Source organism: Paenibacillus sp. SAFN-054 (genome assembly GCF_051966755.1).
In the GTDB taxonomy this organism is placed as follows: domain Bacteria; phylum Bacillota; class Bacilli; order Paenibacillales; family Paenibacillaceae; genus Paenibacillus_AQ.
Window position 1 is genome coordinate 1,679,471 of record NZ_JBQCKS010000001.1, and the last position, 22,006, is coordinate 1,701,476.

20 protein-coding genes and 1 tRNA gene are annotated in these 22,006 nt (G+C 52.3%); 3 read left to right on the plus strand and 18 right to left on the minus strand.

What is annotated here, in order from left to right; genetic code table 11:
• Window position 1: 1 nt before the first annotated feature.
• The 7 genes from ACTHPM_RS07750 to ACTHPM_RS07780 form a co-directional block, all read right to left on the minus strand.
• On the minus strand, window positions 2-964 hold the full coding sequence (locus tag ACTHPM_RS07750; RefSeq protein ID WP_440394613.1) for a Gfo/Idh/MocA family protein: 963 nt from the start codon (window positions 962-964) through the stop codon (window positions 2-4).
• A gap of 44 nt (window positions 965-1,008) precedes the next feature.
• Complete coding sequence (locus ACTHPM_RS07755) at window positions 1,009-1,839, minus strand: sugar phosphate isomerase/epimerase family protein (RefSeq protein ID WP_440394614.1); 831 nt, start codon at window positions 1,837-1,839, stop codon at window positions 1,009-1,011.
• Window positions 1,840-1,918: 79 nt separating this feature from the next.
• A complete protein-coding gene (locus ACTHPM_RS07760; protein WP_440394615.1) occupies window positions 1,919-3,298 on the minus strand; it encodes an ABC transporter substrate-binding protein in 1,380 nt (459 codons plus the stop codon).
• An 89-nt stretch (window positions 3,299-3,387) separates the two neighbouring features.
• The gene (locus ACTHPM_RS07765) at window positions 3,388-4,254 is read right to left on the minus strand and encodes a carbohydrate ABC transporter permease (RefSeq protein ID WP_440394616.1); all 867 of its coding nucleotides are present in this window, start codon (window positions 4,252-4,254) and stop codon (window positions 3,388-3,390) included.
• A gap of 49 nt (window positions 4,255-4,303) precedes the next feature.
• A complete protein-coding gene (locus ACTHPM_RS07770) occupies window positions 4,304-5,254 on the minus strand; it encodes a carbohydrate ABC transporter permease (protein WP_440421487.1) in 951 nt (316 codons plus the stop codon).
• A 344-nt stretch (window positions 5,255-5,598) separates the two neighbouring features.
• Window positions 5,599-7,068 (minus strand): 4-hydroxyphenylacetate 3-monooxygenase, oxygenase component, encoded by a 1,470-nt coding sequence (gene hpaB / locus ACTHPM_RS07775; protein WP_440394618.1) that lies wholly within the window; start codon window positions 7,066-7,068, stop codon window positions 5,599-5,601.
• 84 nt (window positions 7,069-7,152) lie between these two features.
• Entirely contained in the window at window positions 7,153-7,563 is a 411-nt protein-coding gene (locus ACTHPM_RS07780; RefSeq protein ID WP_440394619.1) for a hypothetical protein, read from the minus strand.
• Window positions 7,564-7,700: 137 nt separating this feature from the next.
• Here ACTHPM_RS07780 and ACTHPM_RS07785 point away from each other — a divergent pair, with 137 nt between their 5' ends.
• Both ACTHPM_RS07785 and ACTHPM_RS07790 read left to right on the plus strand, forming a co-directional pair.
• A complete protein-coding gene (locus tag ACTHPM_RS07785) occupies window positions 7,701-8,564 on the plus strand; it encodes a class I SAM-dependent methyltransferase (protein ID WP_440394620.1) in 864 nt (287 codons plus the stop codon).
• Window positions 8,565-8,569: 5 nt separating this feature from the next.
• The gene (locus ACTHPM_RS07790) at window positions 8,570-9,298 is read left to right on the plus strand and encodes an RluA family pseudouridine synthase (RefSeq protein ID WP_440394621.1); all 729 of its coding nucleotides are present in this window, start codon (window positions 8,570-8,572) and stop codon (window positions 9,296-9,298) included.
• 58 nt (window positions 9,299-9,356) lie between these two features.
• Here ACTHPM_RS07790 and ACTHPM_RS07795 read toward each other — a convergent pair whose 3' ends face one another.
• The 10 genes from ACTHPM_RS07795 to ACTHPM_RS07840 form a co-directional block, all read right to left on the minus strand.
• Window positions 9,357-10,094 (minus strand): SAM-dependent methyltransferase, encoded by a 738-nt coding sequence (locus tag ACTHPM_RS07795; RefSeq protein WP_440394622.1) that lies wholly within the window; start codon window positions 10,092-10,094, stop codon window positions 9,357-9,359.
• 74 nt (window positions 10,095-10,168) lie between these two features.
• Window positions 10,169-10,825: a bacillithiol biosynthesis deacetylase BshB2 gene (gene bshB2 / locus ACTHPM_RS07800; RefSeq protein WP_440394623.1), complete on the minus strand. Its 657-nt coding sequence runs from the start codon at window positions 10,823-10,825 to the stop codon at window positions 10,169-10,171.
• Between the two features lie 39 nt (window positions 10,826-10,864).
• Window positions 10,865-11,209, minus strand: coding sequence for a YojF family protein (locus tag ACTHPM_RS07805; RefSeq protein WP_440394624.1), 345 nt, complete (start codon window positions 11,207-11,209; stop codon window positions 10,865-10,867).
• Window positions 11,210-11,405: 196 nt separating this feature from the next.
• Window positions 11,406-12,626, minus strand: coding sequence for an MFS transporter (locus ACTHPM_RS07810; protein WP_440394625.1), 1,221 nt, complete (start codon window positions 12,624-12,626; stop codon window positions 11,406-11,408).
• A gap of 37 nt (window positions 12,627-12,663) precedes the next feature.
• Entirely contained in the window at window positions 12,664-13,074 is a 411-nt protein-coding gene (locus ACTHPM_RS07815) for a MarR family winged helix-turn-helix transcriptional regulator (RefSeq protein ID WP_440394626.1), read from the minus strand.
• Between the two features lie 164 nt (window positions 13,075-13,238).
• On the minus strand, window positions 13,239-15,683 hold the full coding sequence (gene gyrA / locus ACTHPM_RS07820) for a DNA gyrase subunit A (RefSeq protein WP_440394627.1): 2,445 nt from the start codon (window positions 15,681-15,683) through the stop codon (window positions 13,239-13,241).
• A gap of 11 nt (window positions 15,684-15,694) precedes the next feature.
• The gene (parE, locus tag ACTHPM_RS07825) at window positions 15,695-17,680 is read right to left on the minus strand and encodes a DNA topoisomerase IV subunit B (RefSeq protein ID WP_440394628.1); all 1,986 of its coding nucleotides are present in this window, start codon (window positions 17,678-17,680) and stop codon (window positions 15,695-15,697) included.
• 121 nt (window positions 17,681-17,801) lie between these two features.
• Window positions 17,802-18,791 carry an ABC transporter permease gene (locus ACTHPM_RS07830; protein ID WP_440395378.1) on the minus strand — a complete coding sequence of 330 codons (990 nt, stop codon included), beginning with the start codon at window positions 18,789-18,791 and terminating at the stop codon, window positions 17,802-17,804.
• On the minus strand, window positions 18,784-19,767 hold the full coding sequence (locus ACTHPM_RS07835; protein ID WP_440394629.1) for an ABC transporter ATP-binding protein: 984 nt from the start codon (window positions 19,765-19,767) through the stop codon (window positions 18,784-18,786). Before ACTHPM_RS07835 ends, ACTHPM_RS07830 begins: the two co-directional genes overlap by 8 nt.
• Window positions 19,768-19,793: 26 nt before the next feature.
• The gene (locus ACTHPM_RS07840) at window positions 19,794-20,639 is read right to left on the minus strand and encodes a GDSL-type esterase/lipase family protein (protein ID WP_440394630.1); all 846 of its coding nucleotides are present in this window, start codon (window positions 20,637-20,639) and stop codon (window positions 19,794-19,796) included.
• 246 nt (window positions 20,640-20,885) lie between these two features.
• Here ACTHPM_RS07840 and ACTHPM_RS07845 point away from each other — a divergent pair.
• Window positions 20,886-20,958 (plus strand) — tRNA-Lys (locus ACTHPM_RS07845).
• A 201-nt stretch (window positions 20,959-21,159) separates the two neighbouring features.
• Here ACTHPM_RS07845 and ACTHPM_RS07850 read toward each other — a convergent pair.
• A complete protein-coding gene (locus ACTHPM_RS07850) occupies window positions 21,160-21,930 on the minus strand; it encodes a CAP domain-containing protein (protein WP_440394631.1) in 771 nt (256 codons plus the stop codon).
• Window positions 21,931-22,006 lie beyond the last annotated feature (76 nt).

The following is a 22,006-nucleotide window of genomic DNA, read 5'->3' on the forward strand; positions in this document are numbered from 1 at the left end:
GTTACACAAAGGATACCGGTTGACCTGTTTTGGCAGAATCGTTCGCGGCCAGCGTCACCTCCAGCGTTCGCATTGCCTCACGATACGGAGCCAGGATCAAGCTGCGGTCCCCGGTCTCCACTGCCCGGATGAAAGCATCGTCCTGTGCCTGGTAGAAGTCCCCTTTGCCTTTCAGAATGGACGTCTGCTCCGGTTCCATGATCGTCAGGTTAGCCCCTTCCAGGGTGAGACGGAAGTTGCGGCCCATCACTTCCAGCGATGCGCGACCATCCGGCTGCGGGAAGAAGCCGGTATCGATGTGTCCGAGCGCCCCGGATTCGAATACCATGTTCACCGATGCAGCATCCGGTGTCGTAATACCCGGTACGTCACGGCTCAGCAAGAGGGCCATGTCGGCGGATACTTTCCGGACATCCCCTGCCAGATACAGCATCATATCCAGGTTATGCGTGCTCTGTTCAACCAGTTGGCCGCCGGATTTGTCATGATCCACCCACCAGACATTCGGCGGCAATCCGCCGAAACGGTATGCTCGAACCATGGCAATCTCCTTCCCTTCCAGATACTGCTTGGCCCGCTGCACCGATTCCATATAACGCAGGCAGTAACCCGAGCCGGTAATGATGCCGGATTGTTCAAGCACTTCCGCTTTCCGCCGGACTTCTTCCATATTCAGTCCGAGCGGCTTTTCGACCAGCAGATGGATTCCCCGAGCAGCTGCCTTCTCCTCCATCTCCCCATGGGCAAAAGGCGGAACGCACAAAAACAAGGCATCCAGCTGTTCCTGTTCCAGCATGGCATCATAATCGGTGTATGCCGTGCCTCCATACTGCCGGACTGCCGCGGCGGCAGCCCCTGGAGCAACGTCGCATACGGCAGTCAGCTCGGCGCGGTCATTCTGGTGAATATGCTTCATGTGCTCGGCGGCAATGATGCCGGCACCCACGATTCCAACTTTAATCATGTACCTGATCTCCCTTCATATCGAGTTCTGTGACGCATTTGCATTCAGTGAGGATTTTTCCCCATAATAACATCCAAATGACGCGAAGTGTCAAAAATTAATTGATCCGGGAAGCTGGAATATGGTTCGAGCTCCGCAGTCAGGCTATCCCGATACGGGATTTCGCTGAGCGCAAGCCTCACATTCAGCCAATCCACATCCCCCGACAGCAGGGGTACGAAGCCATGAGCACTGGCAACCTGAAGCCGGAAGTCTTTGACATGAACTTTCCGGATTCTCTTTCCGAGTGAACGGATCCAGTGCTCCGGCCTGCCGAAAGCCAGCGTATTGCCTACATCGAAATACGCTCCGACATGATCGGATTCAAACTGGTCAATGTATCGGGCCATCTCGAGCGGGCTCCACAGGAACTTATTCCATACGTTTTCAATTGCGATGCTTACTCCGCTTCCGTCCAGTTCATCTATTAAAGGCTGCAATGCCCTCTGCGACCGGTCCCATACCTCTTCATAGGTGACCTCCGCTTCGATCCGTCCGGGAACGACCAGGATAGTATCCACCTCCAGCTCGCGTGCCAGCTCGATCTGTTTCCGGATCGATTCGACGCCCTGTGATCGAACTTCGGAATCGGCCGAGCTAAGCGGATAACGACCAAGCATCTCGGTTGACAAGCTGCTGATGGAGAGTCCATAGCTGCGCACAAGGCGTCTCATTGCCTTCGCCTCCTCCGGCGTCGTATCCATCGTTAAGCCGACGCCGCCGGATGCGTACAAATTGAGCTCTATCGTATCGAATCCTGCGGCCGCGCTTGTACGCAGCACCTTGCCAAGCGGTGTACCCGCTGGAAAGCACCACTGATTGATTCCCTTTTTCATTGTTATCCTCCTCTGGCCATGGCGTGGTATATTAAACGGGTGAGTGCAAAGCCCTCCTTGGGCTTTGCACTCGCTAGGTTTACTTTAAGTTAGCGGACCATTTCTCGGCACGCGCCTGCAAATCATCCAGGAATTTCTGAATGTCCGGCGCATTGCCCGTCGCCGCTTTGCTGATAAAGCCGTTTACGGCTGGAACAATGTCGCTCATGTAGAACGGATTGGCTTCATCCATCAGCTCCGAATGTCCCACTTCGGCAATTTCGAGCGCTTTCTTCACATATTTGTCTTCAGGGGACACGAAGTCCGCGTTTTTCAAGGTCGGCGTCTGTGAAAAGTTCTCATACATATATTTTTGCGTCATCGGACTCGTCAGGAATTTGAGCACTTCCCACGATGCCTTGACGTCTTTGGCGTTCTTCGCCATGATGAACGGATCGACCGCTACCCAGCCTTCACCCTTCGGTCCCATGTTCAGCACGGGCACAAAACGGTCGAGCAGATCTTTGTTTTTCTTGGTGAGATATTCGTTCATCGTAGCTCCACCCGTCGAGTCTAGCGCGATCGCGATATTGTTCTTCTCCAGGCCGAAATTTTCCGCACCTTGGGCATTGACGAAGCCCGCAGGCGGCAGTTTGGCCGCTTCCTTCAGCCACTCCATCACTTTCACCATTTCAGGCGTGTTTAACTGCCACTTGATGCTTTTCACATCCTTCAAGGTTCCTTCCGCACCTTTGGCGCCAAAGGCAAGTGTCAACGCCACGAAGGTGGATCCGTTCAAGGCGTTGCCGCTCCAGTATAAACCGTAGTTGTCCTCGCCCGTTTTCGGATTTTTTCCCGTCATTTTCTTGGATTTCTCAAGAATCTCTGCAGGATCGGCCTTGGCAGACAGCGGTTCAACGCCCCAATCCTCGAACAGCTTTTTATCGTAAATAGTCATCCGGCGGCCCAGCGCTACCGGAATACCAAACTGCTTGGTACCGTCCGGAGACTTGGTGCTGTATGAATTGTTCATGATGCCTTCCAGATAAATGCTCGGGTCAAAGCTGGTGTCTTCCTTGATCAGATCATCCAGATCCCGGAGCAGTCCCTCTTGGTACCACTGGGAAGCAAAGGCTCCGCCTGTATACATGATATCCGCATCCCCGGAGAGCAGCATGGCGGATTGCTTGGCCTTGACGTTCTCCCAAGGAATTTGGTACAGCTCCAGCTTGATGTTCGGGTACATTTTTTTGAAGGTTTGATCCAGGTAGTCATTCAGTCCGATCGTAGGATTTCCCGTCTGGGCGTTAAGCCCGTTATCCAGCTGCCAGCCCGCCAAAGCCACGCGGACCGTTCCTTTCATGTCCGAAACCTTGTTGATTTCCACCCCGCCCGTCACATCCGTGTCCGAACCGCCCGAGCATGCCGCAAGCGACAGGACCAGCATGCAGGACATGACCAACATGAACAGTTTTTTCATTTCCGCTCCCCCTTTTTCATCATGCTTCCGAATGAGTACTTTCTGGATCCGTCATCCTTCATTTGGCCGATACAAGGCGCGAACGCTGCTTACTGCTTGATTCCCGATAAGGCGATGCTTTCGATAATGTAACGCTGCAGGAACATATATACGACGACGACCGGAATGAGGCTTACAGTCGTAGCAGCCATAATAATGGAAGGCTGTTTGTCGATCCCGTTGTTGTAAGTGAACATGGCCAGACCGATCTGGATCGTATACTTGGTCGCTTTTTTCAGAATCAGCAGCGGCCATAGCATGTCGTTCCATACCCCCAGGAAGAGGAGGATCACCATCGTGGCGATGATCGGCGTGCATAACGGGAGATACACCCGGCTGAACACGGATACTTCTTTGGCGCCATCCAGAATCGCTGCCTCTCTCAGCGTAGTCGGCAGCTGGTCAAAGAAGGCTTTAGCCAAGAATGTTCCGAAAGCGTAATTCAGGGCCGGAAGATAAAAAGCCAGGTAGTTGTCGACGAGACCAAGCTTGCTGAACAGCAAGTATTGCGGAATCATGGTCATCTCAAATGGAATCATCATGGTGCTCAGCGCGAGCAGCAGGACGATATTCGACCCTTTAAAACGCAGCTTGGATAAAGCATATCCCGACAGAAGAGCCGACAGGGCGCTGATGACGATAACCCCGACGCTCACGACGATCGAGTTGGTAATGTAACGGAGCATTTTAATGCTTGTAAATGCCACCTCGAAGGTTCTGATCGAAGGTTCTTCGGGCCAGAGCCTTGGCGGAAAAGTGATATGGAGCCGGGCTGCCCAGTCGAAGCTCGTGACAAGCATCCACAGAAACGGCACGATCATGACGAAGGATCCCAAAAACAGCACGATTGTCAGCAGCCATTGGTTAAACGATATTTTTTTGCGCCGCTGTGAACGCATGACCTTCACAGTGTCCATCCAGTGACCTCCTAACTTGGATTGATTCTGCTTCCCTTGTTCAACCTAATTAATCAAAGCTGTCTTTGCGGCGGTTCAGCAGCATCAATAATGCGGTAAGCATAAAAATAATGATGAACAGCAGGTACGAGGCAGCCGTCGCCATTCCCATCTGTGAAGCGAGAAACGCATTCCGGTAAATATAGAGGACGACGGTCATTAAGCTTCCTCCCGGATTGCCTGCCGTGCCGCCGATCAGCCATACATCCGTAAATCGCTTCATGCCGCCGATCGTACCCATAATGAGCATGAAGACGAATATGGGGCGCAAATACGGTATCGTAATATACAGCCATTTGCGGTAGGTTCCCGCCCCGTCCACCTCGGCTGCTTCGTACAGGTCGCGTGGAACGCTCTGCAGTCCGGCGAGAAAGATAATCGTATTGTAGCCAAGCGCGCCCCATAAGCTCATCAGGACGATACTGTACCTGGACACCTCGGGATTGGTGAACCATCCCACCGGATCGATGCCGAACAACCCGATAACAAAGTTGAGAAGCCCTTCCTTGGAAGGAAAAAACAAAAAGGAGAACAGCAGTGTGGTGGCTACGCCCGAAACGACGTTCGGCAGAAAAAATACAGCTTTGAAAAAGTTCTTGCCCGTGTTCCATTTCAGGTTGTTGATCAGGCTCGCCAGTACGAAGGATAAAATAATGCCGAGCAAGACGGACCATATGCCGATAAAAAACGTATTTGTAAGCGCTTGCCAAAATAAGGAATCCTGAAGCACGTAATCGTAATTGCTGAAGCCCACCCATTTTCCGCCGACAGAGAGTCCCGAGGTCTGATGAAAGCTCATGATCAGCGCGGCAATCATTGGATAGATGGCAAAAGCGAGCACCCCAATGATCAAAGGCGCGCTGAATAAATACCCAGTCCAGTCGTTTCGGGTAAACCGCCTCTTCCGTTTGACCGCGAACTGCTGATTTGTATCCGTTTTCAATTTAGCGTTGGATGACAAGCCGTTTTCCTCCTTCCGATTCCGTTCCCATGCAGAGCTTTGTTGATCCTTAGGTGTATTTTTTAAAATATGTATGTGTGACCCGGATGGGAATATGTCCATTTTTTCGAGAAAGAAAAAAGGAGCCTTACGGCTCCCTTTTTTGTCCTATTGTTTCGGTTTGTCATGGTTTCCTGCAAGTGTGATGATCATGACGACAAGCGTTAACAGTGCAATCAATTGGTCGATCGTCAACCCGTCCGCCCCCTCTAACTTCAGGATGGCTCATTCGGACGGCTTCTTGTTCCCATGAACTGTCAGACTTTACGTTTCCCCGATATATACCTATTCGCACACATTCGGGTTTATTCGTCTTTTTGGCCTAAAAATGCTTTGATTTTGTTGACGTAAGCTTTCTTATCCGTTTCTGTATACGATTGATACAGCCGGTTAACGACGACGGAGGTGTCGCCAAAGAAGAAGCGCTCATAAAGCGTTTGCCTGCCCCCGAATCCGCTGGAGCTGAGATCCCAGGCCAGCCGGAATAAGGCCGTTTTGGAAGAAGCGTTGACCGTATTGCCACGGAGATACTTATCCAGATAAGGCTTCGATTCGCTTGCGAAGTCCAGCTCCGAGGGAATCATGATGATGCTGCTGCCCCCCACAAGCTGAATGATCTCCATCATTCTCGGATATATTTTCGGAAACAGGACATTCGCCGTCCACAAAGGCTTGCGGTCCGGAAGCATGCTTCCGAAGCGGTCCGGCCCCGCCCCTGCTTCTGAAGCGATCAACAGCGACTTCAGCGTCTCCAGCTGCACCATGACCTCCGCCACTTTCTCGATGGTCGCAGGATACGTGGAGCGGTCCAGCGTTTCAGCCATATACAGAATAACCCCGAGCGTAAATTCCAGCTTGGCGACATATCTGCACAGGACCTGATGCGCCGAATGGACGTGGTATCCGCTTTCCGAGAACAGACGCATTGACAAATGGTCGTTTCCCCGAATGAATACCCGATCCCAGGGCACCAGCACATGGTCAAACAAGACCAGGGTATCCATCTCATCAAACCTTGAGCTTAACGGATAATCATAGCTGGAACTACCACCCGCCAAGCTTTCCCGGCATATCCAGCGGATACCCGGCAGGTTATTCGGAACGGCAAACGCGAATGTCCGCGGGTTGTCCTCCTCCGGCATGTAGGATGAGGCAGGCGGATACACCAAAATTTCATCCGTGGTTATCCCCTGCGTCGCGAGCAGAAAAGCGCCTTCGACGACGATCCCGTCGGCGTTCTCCTCGACGATCCTTGCCGCGCAGCTCTCGATGCTCCCGTCCTCCAGTAGTTCGTCAAAGCGGCTGGCATGGGGCTGGACGAAAGCATGGGACAGGGTAATGTCGTTATCCCGGCAGTATTCGTAATATTTCCGCAAATTTTCGGCAAAACGCGGATCACTCTCTTCCAGCAGCTCTGCCGCTGCATAAAATGCCATTAACCCCGTGTTCATATAATCCGGCGACCGGCCAAGCAGCCCGTGATGCTTCTCTCCCCACAGCATGGACATCCGTCTGCGCTTCTCCAAATCTTCCTTCGTTCGGGGCTGCAGAAAAGACATCCCGACGGGATCGCCGGTCGCGGGGGAAGCATAGGTCATCCTTTCCTTCAACCCGGAATCATGCTGCATGTCATACAGCTCCGCCTGAGCTGCCATCAAGCCGCAAAAAGCCGGATGGTCCGAGATTCTCCCGTCGATTTGTTCTCCACGAAACCAAACGCTCGGTTTGGCATGATTGATTCGGTCCAAGAACTGCTTTCCGTTTTTTGCCGGCACAGGCGAGGCCCCCTTTTGATGAATAGTTACCGTATCCTATTCAGGGGGATGCCGTTCAGAAAGGGCTATATGCCTAATTGAATATCACACTCTTTCGGCGTTCATCTTCTCCTCCACGGATAAAAAGGATTGGAATTCATAGACAAATGCTCCGTTGTCCGCGACTTTTAACTGCAGGAAGCCTCTTCTTCGCAGCTGCTCCAGCGCTTCGTTCGACTGCTCCATATTCAGCGGGGTATATAATGCCACATCGGCAGCCGTCAGCAAATTATGGTGGTTCGCGGCTAGCCTGAGGATCTGTTTTTCCATATGCTCATATGCCTTTCTCCGGTAACCCTTTTCGAGCACGATACCGTATGCTGCAGGCAGCACGGCGAAAAGTAGCAATCCAAAGAAATCCCATGTGCCGTAAATGACTGCTATGTATCCGTACAACAATAAACTGAGCACGCCAAGGCCGATGAGTATCTTGGGTATGATCTGTCTGCTCTCCACGTCATCAAAGCTCCTTTCGCGAATCAGGGTTCTTTTGCTTATATTTACCCAATGTCGGGCCAAGAAAGTGCATTGTTGCCGCCAAATGTTGTACAATATAAGCTAAACGAAAAATAGCGCAGAAGGATGGAATGTACATGTATGTAGCTCGTGATTGGCAAGATTACGAATTGATTGATACGGGAGCCGGCGAGAAGCTGGAACGCTGGGGAGACGTGATTCTCCGCAGACCGGACCCGCAAATTATATGGCCACTCGAAAAAGACAGCGGATTGTGGCGGCAAGTTCACGGGCATTATCATCGCAGCTCCTCCGGCGGCGGACAATGGGACATGAAAAAGCAGCTTCCCGACCGCTGGACGATCTCCTACGATCAGCTGAAATTTTATATCAAACCGACCAACTTCAAGCACACGGGGCTGTTCCCCGAACAAGCAGCCAACTGGCGCTGGATGATGGACAAGATTGCGGCTGCCAAGCGACCGATCAAAGTCCTGAACCTGTTCGCCTACACGGGCGGCGCAACCGTCGCAGCGGCTTATGCCGGTGCCGAGGTGGTCCATGTCGATGCGGCCAAAGGAATGGTGCAGTGGGCTAAGGAAAATCTCCAGCTGTCCGGGATCGGTGATCGTCCCGTCCGCTTCATTACCGATGACGTCTTCAAATTCGTGCAGCGTGAAGAGCGCCGCGGCAACAAGTACGATGCCATTATCATGGATCCGCCGTCCTATGGGCGCGGCCCGGGCGGAGAAATGTGGAAGCTTGAGCAAAGCCTGTATCCATTCGTGGAGAGCTGCATGAACATCCTGTCGGACCAGCCGCTCTTCATGCTGATTAATTCATATACGACCGGCATTTCGCCTACCGTTCTTCACAACATTCTGTCCATGACCGCTGGACGCCGTTACGGTGGAACCATCTCCTGCGGAGAACTGGGACTGCCGATCACCGCGTCGGGCCTTCAACTTCCGTGCGGAATCTTGGGCCGCTGGGAGTCTTAGGGGACATGATGCGTCAAGAACATGTTTCCCATATTCCGATTTTATATGAAGATAACCACCTTCTGGGCGTTGTGAAGCCGGTCAACATCCCGACACAGGCGGATGTCTCGGGTGATCCCGATGTGTTAACCCTGCTCAAGGAGGACATCAAGGAGCGTTACCAGAAACCGGGGAACGTATACCTGGGTTTGGTCCATCGGCTGGACCGGCCGGTGGGTGGCGCCATGATTTTCGCCAAAACGTCCAAGTCGGCTTCGCGTTTGTCCGAAGCGGTTCGCAGCCGGAGCTTTCGGAAGGTATACGCCGCCGTCGTCCATGGACAGCTGCCTTCCCCGCGCGGCACCTTGAGGGACATGCTTCTCAAGGACCCGAAGACAAATATCGTCTCCGTGGTCCGGAAGGGCACGCCGGGTGCAAAAGAAGCGGTCCTGGACTATGAGGTGCTGGGTACGAGTGGCGGCTTCAGCCTCGTACGGATCGAGCTTCACACCGGACGCTCGCATCAAATACGCGTTCAGATGAACCAGGCCGGTTGTCCCTTGTACGGCGATCAAAAGTACGGAAAGCTCGTCAATAAGCCGGGACAGCAAATCGCCTTGTGGTCGGTCATCGTTGGGTTCCCTCATCCGGTAACGAAAGAAGATATCAAACTGACCTCACTCCCTCCCGAGGAACACCCATGGAATCAATGGGCTGAACCAATTATGAATCGCCTGATTATGGATCAAGACTGATTATGCCATGGATAAAGAGAAAGCCGGAGCTGCTTAGCCAGCTCCGGCTTTTTATTTTCTATTCCTTTCGCCGCAGGATCAATACCTGATCGGCATTCTCTTGAAAATGATAAGGCGCGGACTGGATCTCAGCGGACCAGCCCTCCGCACCGGCATATTCCATCAGCTGATCGACCAAGGCAGGCCGCCGGCCGTGCTGATCCACTAGAGGAAAGATTCGGACCTCTTTCCGGGTAACCCGCAGCAGTTCATGCAAAGTCCGCCGGTGAAAATCAGCATCAAGCTTGTCGGCATAGGTGAACAGGAAATGTGCCGATAGCGTCAAGTCAAACTGGCCCTGTTCAAATGGGAGCAAAGGCAGCGTAACCGGAACATATCGACCCGGGTTAAGCCGCATGTCCTTGATGCATGACTCCAGCGCTTCCGTTCGCGCCTTGCGCAAGTCATCCACCGATGAAAACTCAGTCCAAATATAGCGTTCTTTCCCAGCTTCGACATGCTCCATGGCGTGCAGGATATCCTGCAGCCCCTTATCATGCAAAAGATTCATTTCATGATGGTAAGCGATGTCTGCCGCCGTAACCAGGCATCCGAGCCGATGGGCAACCGCCGTGAACGAGCATGCTCCTCCGGGGCAATCCAGTATTTGGCGTCCGGATAGCTCCTCCTCAGTCAGGGCGAACATTCGCATATATTCTTCGAATGTCCGGCCGATAAACACAATCCGCTCCAGCTCTGCATGACCAGCGTGCTCTTCCTGCTTCTTTAACGCTTTCTCATCCTCGTCTCTTCTCATCTCTTCTCAGCTCACCTTCCGGTATCTATGATCCGCCTGCAATCGTCAAGACTGCGGCTTACCGAGATGGTAGCTTATTCGAAGTGATAAGTCCAGAATTTTTCGTAGCTGAACCGGCTTTTAATGTGCTCGTCGTTCTCGCTGTACGAGCCCAGCATATCCTTCCAGCGAAACTGCGAGCTGTGCGCCTTAATCGATCCGAATTTATTCGGCAGATAATCCCGCACGTCAACGCTAACGTCCGGTTTGCCCAGAATTTTCTCGCAGCCCTTCGAGAACGCGACGCAGTTCACTACCGGGCGCTTCTCCTTCGGCATGGCCGCCACCGTGCGAATGACCGCAGCACCTGTGGCATCATGGTCGGGATGCACGCTGTAACCCGGATAAAAGGTGATGATCAGGGAAGGTTTGACTTCATCGATCAAATCGCGGATCATTCCGTCAAGCAGCTCCGGATCCTCAAACTCGATGGTCTTGTCATGCAGTCCCATCATGCGGACATCCTGGATACCGATGGAACGCGCGGAAGCCGCCAGCTCATTGCGCCGAAGCTCCGGCAGGGTCACCCGGTTTGCCATCAGCGGTTTCCCCATGTTCCGGGCCATTTCGCCCAGCGTCAGGCAGGCATATGTTACCTTAGCACCTTCATGTATTCGTTTAGCCAGTGTTCCGGAGGTACCGAACGATTCATCGTCCGGATGCGGAAATACGACCAGTATATGATTCTCCATTTCTCTTCACCCTTTCTCTATTGATGACCGGTAAATCGCTTAGAACGGCTCTCTGCCGAGCTGGAGAGCCACGACCAGCTTGCCTTCGCTGTCATGTCCCGCCATGATCAACCGTTCCGTCTCCGTCTCGTCAAAATGCGTGAGCCCTTGGGAGTAGATCCAACCGTTCTCCATTTTAAGGCCGACACGATAAGGCCCGAAACCGGCAATCGTGCCGTGGTCGTACCGCACGACTCCGTTTTTGATGAAAGTCGAAGCCGTAAACTTGGATTCATCCTCATGCGAAGCATAAGCGCCGGTCGTCATTTCCAGATGTATATAAAGATCCTGATCCTGTAATTTGTCGAGAAGCTCCTGAACCATTTGCGGATTAATCAGCTGCACATAAATCCCTCCGTTTCAATAACGTCTGTATCGATAAATTTCATGTCTTAGAACTGCAACATATTTTATTATAATTCAAAGCATGTCGTTTTCACAAACTGGTTTTCGCATATTTGTCATTGAACATTTCGATAAGAGCCATAAGACGGCAAAAAAAGGCGGCCTTTCGGCCGCCCCTTCAACGTCATTACGTGAATCAATCCGTTAATTCCTTGCCCTTCGTCTCGGTTCCAAGCAGCAGCACGCCTATAGCGCCGATCAATATGATGACGAAGAACATCATGAAAATCGTGCTGATCCGGATGTCATGCTGAACCAGATAACCGACCAGGAACGGCGCGATCACACCGCCAATCCTGCCGACCGAAGTCGCCAATCCGACGCCGGTCGAACGGACCGATGTCGGGTACAGCTCTGGCGTGTAGGCGTAGAGGCCGCCCCAGGCTCCGAGGTTGAAGAAGGAAAGGCATATCCCCGCGGCGACGAGCATGCCTGCAGAATCCGCGTTTCCGAACCAGGCGGCGCTCACGGCCGTCAGAACCAGATAGGTGATCATTACGAATTTCCTGCCGAATTTCTCAATGAAGTATGCGGCAGTAAAATAACCGGGGAGCTGGGCGATGGTCATGATCAACACGTACTCAAAGCTTTTGATCAAACTGAAGCCTTTCATCGTCATCACGGAAGGAAGCCAGAGAAACATGCCATAGTAGGAAAATACGACCGTAAACCATAAAATCCATAGCATGACCGTATTGCGTCTGTGTTGGCTGGTCCAGATGGACCCGAGTTTCTCTGCAAAGGACCGGGAAGCGACCTTGCCCTGATTGCTTTTGTAGATCGGGGAATCATCAATCGCCCGGCGCAGGTACAGTGCATACAGGGCGGGCAGCGCTCCGATTACGAATGCGATCTGCCAGCCGTAGGTCGGAATCAGGAAGTACGAGATCAGGGCAGCCACCAGCCAGCCGCCAGCCCAGAAACTCTCCAGCAGGACCACCGCGCGGCCGCGCTCCTTAGCAGGCATGCTTTCGGATACGAGAGTCGATGCGACGGGAAGCTCTCCTCCGAGCCCGATTCCCGTGATAAAACGGAGCAGACACAGCACCCAAAAGCTCGAAGCGAGCGCTGACAGGCCGCTCGCCACGGAAAAGATCAGCAGGGTCCACAGCAGCACCTTCTTGCGTCCAAAGCGGTCTGCCAAATACCCTGCGGCTGCGGCGCCGAATACCATACCCACCGAATTCATGCTTGTTAATATGCCGACTTCTTGGGGAGTAAGCTTCCACTCCAGGGTGAGGGCGGTCACGATAAACGAAATAATACCGACGTCCATGGCGTCAAAGAGCCAGCTGAACCCGGCGCTGAAAAGCAGTTTGCGTTGTTTGGGATGTTTCAATAGCGAAGCGTTGTTCATCTCGTTGACTTCCTCTACTTTTATTCTTTGGAGCTTGTTATGGCGCGATCGTCAGCTTCCCGAGCAAATAGATGAGGAGCTGCTGATTATGTGCGGAAATGCGGGAGAGAATGCCTGCAAGAAACGCATCGCGGATTTGCACGCCCCGCGCCACCTCCTGGCGTCCCTTGTCCGAGATGGACACCCAGACGATCCGGCGGTCGCTGCCGTCGCGCTCGCGCATGATGAGGCCGTTCTTCTCCATCCGGTCGAGCAGCATCGTTACGGCCGCCGGGCTGGTAGCAAGCAGCGGCGTCAGCTCGGAGGGCTTCATCCGTTTCTGCTCCCCGAGCACCTCCAGAACTGCAAGCTGTGCTTCGGTTAGCGCGGGGGCTAATTCATTCTCCATATGTATTTTGTAATCTTTGCTCAGCTTAGACCATATTTTCGCAAATTCGGAAGTCTGCACGGGATTACCTTCCTTTCGCAAGCAATCTTTTACAGGATTAACTTTCGCGCATATTCATTGCAAATCCTTCCTCTTGCCGAAAAAATTTTGAGAAAAAGGCATCCCCGCCCGGAGCGGGCGGAGACACCTTTTCAGGGTTCCGAATGGACGGCTGACAGGGTTCATCAGGATGATTCCGGATGTACCAGCAAAGCCGAAATTTCGTCTTTTTTCTCGAGGTGAACAAGCAGTTTTCCTGTCGATTTGCGATCCGCGATCGGCGCCTGCTCTGAACTGAAGGTATAGCTCGAGCCATCGCGGCTGATGGCCGTAATTTGCAGCGGCTCCCTGCAGTAGAATGCCCCTGCGATACGGGTGCCGTTCGGCTTCACCCTTTTGCCTTCCTTGAACTCGAAGCTCGCGACTCCTTTGCCTCCCCGGCTCTGAGGCTGATAATCCGCCAGCAGAGACCGTTTGCCGTAACCGAGATCGGTCAGCGTCAATATTTCGCCTTCGTCCTCTTCGACCCATAGAGCCGATACGACCTCGTCCCCTTCACGCAGCTGAATGCCCTTGACGCCTGCAGACACGCGTCCCATGGCATTGACATCGCTCTCCCTGAACCGGATGCTCATGCCGTCCTTGCTGACCAGCAGAATGTCTTTGGTGTTGTCGCTGAGGGTTACCGAGACGATTTCGTCATCAACTCCAACCTTGCAGGCGGCGACGGCCCCTGAACGATTGGTCATGTATTCCTTGAGCTCTGTCCGTTTCACCTGGCCTTTTTTCGTAACGAATACGAGCGACCGGTTCGGCTCCTCAAAATTGTTAACCGGGATCACCCCGGCGATCACATCTTCCTTGGATAGATGAATGACATTGACGATCGCAGTCCCCGGGTCCTTCCACTTGAATTCAGGGATTTGGTGAACCGGCAGCAGGAAGAATTGGCCTTTTTGCGTAAAAATCAGCAAATTGTCGAGGGTATTGATCTCCATGATCCGGGAGACATAATCCCCTTCCTTGACCCCCGAGCCGCCGCGTTCTCCGCCCGATCTTGTAAAGGACAGCATGCTCGTGCGCTTGATATACCCTTCCTTCGACAGGGTCACAAGCACGTCTTCCGAACTGACCATGACTTCCAGATTGACTTTGATTTCCTCAACTTCGCCCTGGATGGAGCATCGGCGATCGATGCCGTATTTGTCGCGTATCTCAAGCAGTTCCTTGCGAATAAGCGCGACCAGCTTCTTATCGCTCTCCAGAATCGAGCGGTAGGTGTCGATCTTTTTCAGGAGCTCATCCAGCTCTTTTTGCAGCGTCGTGATTTCCAGATTCGTCAGACGGTATAATTGCAGGGTCAAAATCGAATCCGCTTGGCGTTCGGTAAAGCCGAACATCCATTGCAGATTGTTTTGGGCGTCCTGGCGGTTCTTCGACGCTTTGATCGCCGCGATGACCTCGTCCAGGATGTTAAGCGCCTTTACAAGGCCTTCCAACACATGCGCGCGGTCTTCAGCCTTTTCCAGGTCATACCGGATGCGATTGCTGACAACCTCACGCTGATGCGCGATATAGGCTTCAAGCATCGCCTTGAGGCCGAGCTGCTGAGGTGCTTTGTTAACGATGGATACCATGTTGAAATTATAGGTAACCTGAAGGTCCGTCTTTTTCAGCAGGTAAGCCAGAATGCCCTGAGCATCTGCTTCCTTCTTGATTTCCACGACGATGCGCAGGCCTTCGCGTCCGCTTTCGTCCCGGACCTCGGCGATACCTTCGATCTTCTTCTCAAGACGAATGTTCTCCATCTGGGTCACGAGACGGGACTTGACGACCTGGTAAGGAATTTCCGTCACGACGATCTGCTGCTTGCCGCCGCGCAAAAATTCGATTTCGGCTTTGGAGCGTAAATAGATGCGGCCCTTGCCTGTCCGGTAAGCCTCCTTGATTCCTTCTTCACCCATGATGAGGCCGCCCGTAGGGAAGTCAGGGCCTTTGATAAAGGTCATGATCTCATCCAGTTCGATCTCCGGCTTCTGCATGACCGCGACGCAAGCATCGATGACCTCGCGCAGGTTATGCGGCGGGATTTCCGTGGCAAACCCGGCCGAAATCCCGCTGACACCGTTGACCAGCAGGTTCGGATAACGCGAAGGAAGCACGACCGGCTCTTTCGCGGTATTATCGAAATTGTCCTTGAACTGCACCGTACGTTTGTCGATGTCGCGCAGCATTTCAAGCGCGATCGGCGACAATCTTGCTTCGGTATAACGCATGGCTGCCGGCGGATCATCGTCGATCGATCCCCAGTTGCCGTGGCCGTCAACAAGCGGATGTCCCATTTTCCATGGCTGAGCCATCCGGACCATGCCGTCATAAATGGACGTATCCCCGTGGGGATGATAGTTGCCCATGACGTCTCCGACGGTTTTGGCCGATTTGCGGTAGCCCTTATCCGGCGTATTGCCCGATTCGTACATCGCGTACAATATGCGGCGCTGAACGGGCTTTAAACCATCACGGACATCGGGAATGGCCCGATCCTGGATAATGTATTTGGAATACCGGCCGAAGCGTTCACCAACGACTTCCTCAAGAAAAGCCGGCAAAAACTGTTCTGATAAACTCATGCACTCACCTTCTATTCCTCGAGCTCTCTAAAATCGACGTTCTCCACGATCCAGCGCTTACGCGGATCGATCTTGTCGCCCATCAGCGTGGACACGCGGCGTTCGGCTTTGGCCGCATCCTCGATCTGAACCTGGAGCAGCGTCCGCGTTTCCGGATTCATGGTCGTTTCCCACAGCTGCTCGGGATTCATTTCTCCAAGGCCTTTGTAACGCTGAAGCTCGTAATTTTTGCCGAATTCCTTCAGGTAGTTCTGAAGCTGCTCGTCGCTGTAAGCATAGCGGACCGTCTCCAGCTTACCGGACTTGCGTGTGATTTTGTATAAAGGCGGCTGGGCGATGTAGACGCGTCCCGCATCGATCAGCGGCTTCATGTACCGGTAAAAGAACGTCAGGAGAAGCACCTGAATATGCGCTCCGTCCGTATCGGCATCCGTCATAATAATGATTTTGGAGTAATTGCTGTCCTCGATTTCGAACTCGGTTCCGATTCCCGCACCGATCGCGTTGATGATGATGCGGTACTCTTCATTTTTCATAATGTCGGCGAGCTTTGCTTTCTCTGGATTCAGCGGCTTGCCCTTAAGGGGCAATATCGCCTGAATCTTGGAGTCACGGCCCTGCTTGGCCGAACCGCCGGCAGAGTTTCCTTCAACCACAAACAGCTCCGTGCGGGTAAAGTCCTTGGACTGGGCCGGACTGAGCTTGCCGCCGAGGCTTGCGCTCTCGCTCCGTTTTTTGCCGCTGCGCATGTCGTCCCGGGCTTTGCGGGCCGCTTCCCGGGCCTTGGATGCCTGGATCGCTTTTTTGATGAGCGTCTGCGCCACCTGCGGATTTTCCTCAAGGAAGATCTGCATTTTCTCGGTCACGATCGCATCGACGGTGCTCCGCGCCGAAGCGCTTCCGAGCTGGTCCTTCGTCTGACCGACGAACTCGACCTCGGCCATTTTGACGCTGATGACCGCCATCATGCCTTCGCGCAAATCGTTGCCTTCAAGGTTTTTGTCCTTTTCCTTCAACATCTGGTTCTTACGGGCATAGTCGTTCATGATGCGTGTATATGCCGTCTTAAAACCAGTCTCGTGCGTACCGCCGCCCCGGGTCGGAATCGAGTTGACGAAAGAAGCAAGCGTCTCGGTGTAGCCCGCGTTGTACTGCAGCGCCACCTCGACCTCCACGTCATCCTTTTCGCCGTAGAAGTGAATGACTTCGTGGAGGACATCCTTACCTTCGTTCAAAAACTCGACGAACTGGCTGGCCCCGCCTTCGTAATAAAATTCATCGGCATTGCCGGAACGTTCGTCCTTCAGCACGATCCGCAGTCCCGAGTTCAAAAAGGCGATCTCCTGCAAACGCTCGGCCAGCGTGTCGTAGTTAAACTGAATGCCTGCATGAAATACGCGTATATCGGGCTTGAATGTGACCTTGGTGCCGGTTTTATTCGTATTTCCGAGCACCTCAAGGCCGGTCACGGGCTCTCCGACATGCTCTTTACCCTTCTTGTCCTGCCAGTATTCAAAGCGCTGACGGTGGATTTTACCGTCCCGGTATATTTCGACTTCCAGCCACTCGGACAGCGCGTTCGTCACCGAGGCGCCAACGCCGTGCAAACCGCCCGATTTCTTATATCCTCCGCCGCCGAACTTGCCTCCTGCGTGCAGGATTGTGAAAACCACCTGCGGCGTCGGTATGCCTGTCTTATGCACTCCCGTCGGAATGCCACGTCCGTTATCAACGACGGTAATCGAACCGTCTTTGTGTAAAGTAAGATCAATTCTCGTGCAGTATTTGGCCAAATGCTCATCGACGGCATTATCCACAATTTCCCATACCAGATGATGAAGCCCTGATGAACTTGTGCTGCCAATATACATGCCTGGCCGTTTGCGTACTGCAACCAGGCCTTCGAGCACTTGAATGTCGTCAGCATCGTATCCAGTATGGCCATTATTGCCGCCGCCCTGTGATGACTCTGCAAACATATCGACCTGCTCGACCATTCATGCTCCCCCTTTGTGCTTCTTTATGTAGGATCTATAAGAGGTAATTCAAAAAGTCCGCTTTTTGAACTCGCACTTGAACCCTAAAATGCAAACAGATGTTTTGTTATCCTTGTCCATTTTAATTCAAGATATCCCTTTTCGTAAAGACAAGGAATGAGATTATAAGCGCGGCAGCAGCCCAAATTGACAAAACTGCCAAAGAAAATGACAAATTCATTCCCTCGATCGGTGCCGGCGTGCCGGACAGGTAGTCCGTCAGCTCCAGATTCACCATGAATAAATATTTGGCGCTGTTCCATGCCGAAGCCATGTTAGTCAAAATCGTACCCGCAATCAGCGCTGCCATCATAACGACGATACTGGCCGCAGTGCTCCGTACCAGCACAGACACCATAAAAGCGAGTGAAGCGACGGTCAGGCTCACGAACCAGACGAGTCCCCCCTGCATCAGCAAATACTTCCACTGCGGAACGCCGTGCACCGTTGAAAGATCGACATCCGTGCCCGACATCTGAAAGCCCGTAAACACCGGCAGATCGAACCCTTTATAACCGAATACGGCACCGGAAATGACGTACGTTATGACGAAAGCGGCCAGGACGATCAATGAGGAGAACATGAACAGCGTAATCAGTTTGCTGAGCAGCACCTTCCATCTTTTGACCGGCCGGGTCAACAGCATCTTGATCGTGCCGTTTGTCCGCTCCCCAGACACAATATCGGATGCAATCGCCATAATCAACAGCGGAATGAAAAGCGTAATGGAATTCGCCATGAACTCACGCGTGAACGTGACACCGTTCGGTTCATTCGGATTAACATCGTGATCCAGATAATACTGGAGCTGCTGCACGAAGATTTTCCTGAACTTTTTCCACTCGTCCGGCACCCGGTCACTGCCAAGCGAATTTTCATTATCGGTGATCTGCTGCTGGACTTCAAGCCGCCAGTCGCCGTGAAACTTCTCCTTCGTCCGTTCCGCGGAACGCATTTGCGCATAGGTGAAGATCGGCACAAGCACAAGCAGGATCAACAGAATGACATAAAATCGCTTCTTTTTGATGATTTTAACCGTTTCATTTTTGATCAGAGGCAGCAGGCTAGTCAATGCTCTCACCCTCCGTCATCTTCAGGAACAGCTGTTCCAGAGTCGGATTGATTTTATGAACTCCCTGAACAGCTACCCCGGCTTGGACTAGCATCGATACCGTCTCGGCGATCCCTTCCTCTTCCATGCGCGTGACGACGCTACCTGATCCCATTCCTGCAATGATTGTGTCGTCCAGCACGGCATCCGCGTGTTCGACAACTTCAATTCCTCCCCGCCGGGCAAGCTGAAGCCTGCCGGCATCGGCGGGTTCAAGGTCCCAGATCACATATTTCGCGTTCGCCGCCACCAGATCCTCCACCTCGCCGACCGCAAGCACCCGTCCGCGGCTAATAATGGCCACCCGGTCGCACAGCAGCTGGATTTCGCTCAGCAGATGGCTGGATACGAACACAGCGAGTCCATCTTCTGCCAATTCCCGAATGAACTGGCGAAGCTCCTTAATTCCTTTCGGGTCCAGGCCGTTCGTCGGTTCGTCGAGAATGAGCAGCTTCGGTCTGCCTAACAGAGCCTGCGCGATGCCGAGACGTTGACGCATGCCAAGAGAATAAGTCCTCACCTTATCATGAATCCGCTGGTCAAGCCGGACAATATCGACGACCTCTTGAATCCTGTTCTTGTCGATGCCGGGCTGCATGCGTGCAAAATGCTCCAGGTTTTCCCATCCGGTCAGATACGTGTATACTTCCGGGTTCTCGACGATGGAGCCGACATAACGCAGCGCTTTTTCCTGCTGCTTGTTCACGTCATACCCGCATACCTTGATTATGCCGCTGCTCGGCTTGATCAGGTCCACAAGCATCCGGATCGTCGTCGTTTTCCCTGCTCCGTTCGGCCCCAGAAATCCGAAGATTTCGCCCTCCCGGACATCAAACGTTACATCCTCGATAATCCATTTTCTTCCGATCTTTTTCTTTACATGCTCCACAGACAGAATAATTTCGTCTTTTCGGCTCCGGTTGACCGTCATAGACATCAGATGTTCACTCCTTTCCTCGTACGCTACCGGATGCCTTGGACGATCCGATTCGCGATTTGCTGATAACCGTCACCATTCGGGTGAAAGTGATCCGATGACAAATATTTGCCTAAATTATGCTGAAAAAGATCAAAAGTAGGCACAAGCGTCATATTGCCGTATTTATTGATCGTCTCGAGCGCCGTCTGATTCCACTTTGAAACGGCTTGATTCCCCGGAACCTTCAAATCTTCGATATCGCCAAAGGGATTGTACAGCCCGACATAAACGATCCAAGCGTCGGGGTTTATATCACGAATGCGTTCCAGGATCGATTTAAGCTGCGTGGATGCCTTCGGCAGCCCTTTCAAAAGATCCTCCGGATCCAGTTCCTGCCCCGTACCCGTAGAAGAAGTGCCCGAAATGCCTTTTGAAGCAAGATCGGCGCCTTGAAAGAGGTCGTTGCCTCCGATTGATAAGAGGATCATGTCGGCTTGCCCCAGAACATACTTCGTTCCCCGCTCGTCCAGTTTCGGCAAAAGTCCTGACGTCGTCAGTCCGTTGATGCCCAGATTGTTCAAAAGCGTCACGTTCTTATTGGAATCCTTCGAAAGCTCCTTCACGGTCCTCCGGGCGAAACCCATACCCGAGTTATCCCCTGTACCTTTGGCGAGCGAGTCTCCTATAACCGCAATTTTCAAATCCTTCTTGGCTTCTGGCGTCCCCGTCCCGCCATTCTCTTGAGGTTTTGACGATGGAGCAGCTTCATTAGCCACAGCCTTTGGATTCTGAATATCCTTGACCGCATATACAAAGCCCACGAGCAGTAGTACCGTCGCCAAGATGGAAACGGTGCTGACAACACGCCAAATCCACTTCGATGAATTCAAACCAATCCCTCCATGTCCATCCGTAATGGCCTTCGAATCATATGTACATAAACATAAAACTTCTATGAAAAATTTGCAAATTCGGTTTGCTGTTCTCTCCATCTGTCCGCAGATTCCCTGTAGTCCTATCTTTACCACGAAAGAAAGCCGTATTTCCTGCACGCAAAAAAATATTTTATGAAGGTTATGTGAATGGAGTGGATTATTTAAATCGATAGGAGTATAATAGTCCATATAATCCGATGCGGGTTATTAGCTTAGCTGGTAGAGCAGCCGACTCTTAATCGGCAGGTCGCAGGTTCGACCCCTGCATAACCCATCATGGCAAGAAACCATGCGAGAAATCGCATGGTTTTTCTGTTTTTATGTTCAGAAAAGCCTTGCGAGTCATCGCATGGTTTTTTTGTTTTTATGTTCAGAAAAGCCTTGCGAGAAACCGCATGGTTTTTCTGTTGTCTCTAACCCAATAACACGAAAAAGCCTTCTCCGTCAGGAGCAGGCTTTTTCTTTTAAATACGAATTAGTTCGCAATAAATTCTTGTACCCAGTATCCGTTATAGTAGGCTACGCCGATCGTGGTGTAGTTGCTGTTCAGGATATTCGCGCGGTGGCCTTGGCTGTTCATCCAAGCTGTCATGACGTCGGACGGAGTCTTTTGGCCTTTGGCGATATTTTCACCCGCATAGCTGTAAGAAATACCGTATTTCTTCATCATGTCGAACGGAGAACCGTAAGTCGGGGAATTGTGGTCAAAGTAGTTGTTGTTGCTCATGTCTTTGGCCTTGTCCATAGCCATGCCGGACAGCTTTGTGTTTTCGCTGAGCGCCTTCAGGCCGGCTTTGGCACGTTCCTGGTTCACCAGCTTGATCACTTCAGCCGCAAAGCTCGATTGGTTCGAAGTCGTTCCGGTGGAAGGCTTCGACGTTTCGGGTTTCGTTGTCTCCGGCTTGGACGTTTCGGGTTTTGAAGTTTCTGGCTTAGAAGTTTCTGGTTTCGAAGTTTCTGGTTTGGATGTCTCTGGCTTCGAGGTTTCCGGTTTGGATGTCTCTGGCTTCGTTACTTGTCCTGCACCAGGCAGCTGAAATTGATATTTAAAAATATAAGAACCGCCATTGTTGCTCAGCCATTGCTGCAAATAGGATTGCAGATCCTGCAAGTTTTGCGGGCTGTTTGTTTGTGTATTTTGCTGGGCGGATGCGGCCGATGCCGGTCCGGCTCCCATGAGTCCTACTGCCAATACGGCTGCACATGCCGTGCTGATCAATGTCTTCATTACTTTTTTGTTTTTCATGGATACATCTCCTTCTTGTGGTGTGCAAACCAGAATCGGTGATAGCTCCGGTTACAAAGTTGTCATCTCTTACGAA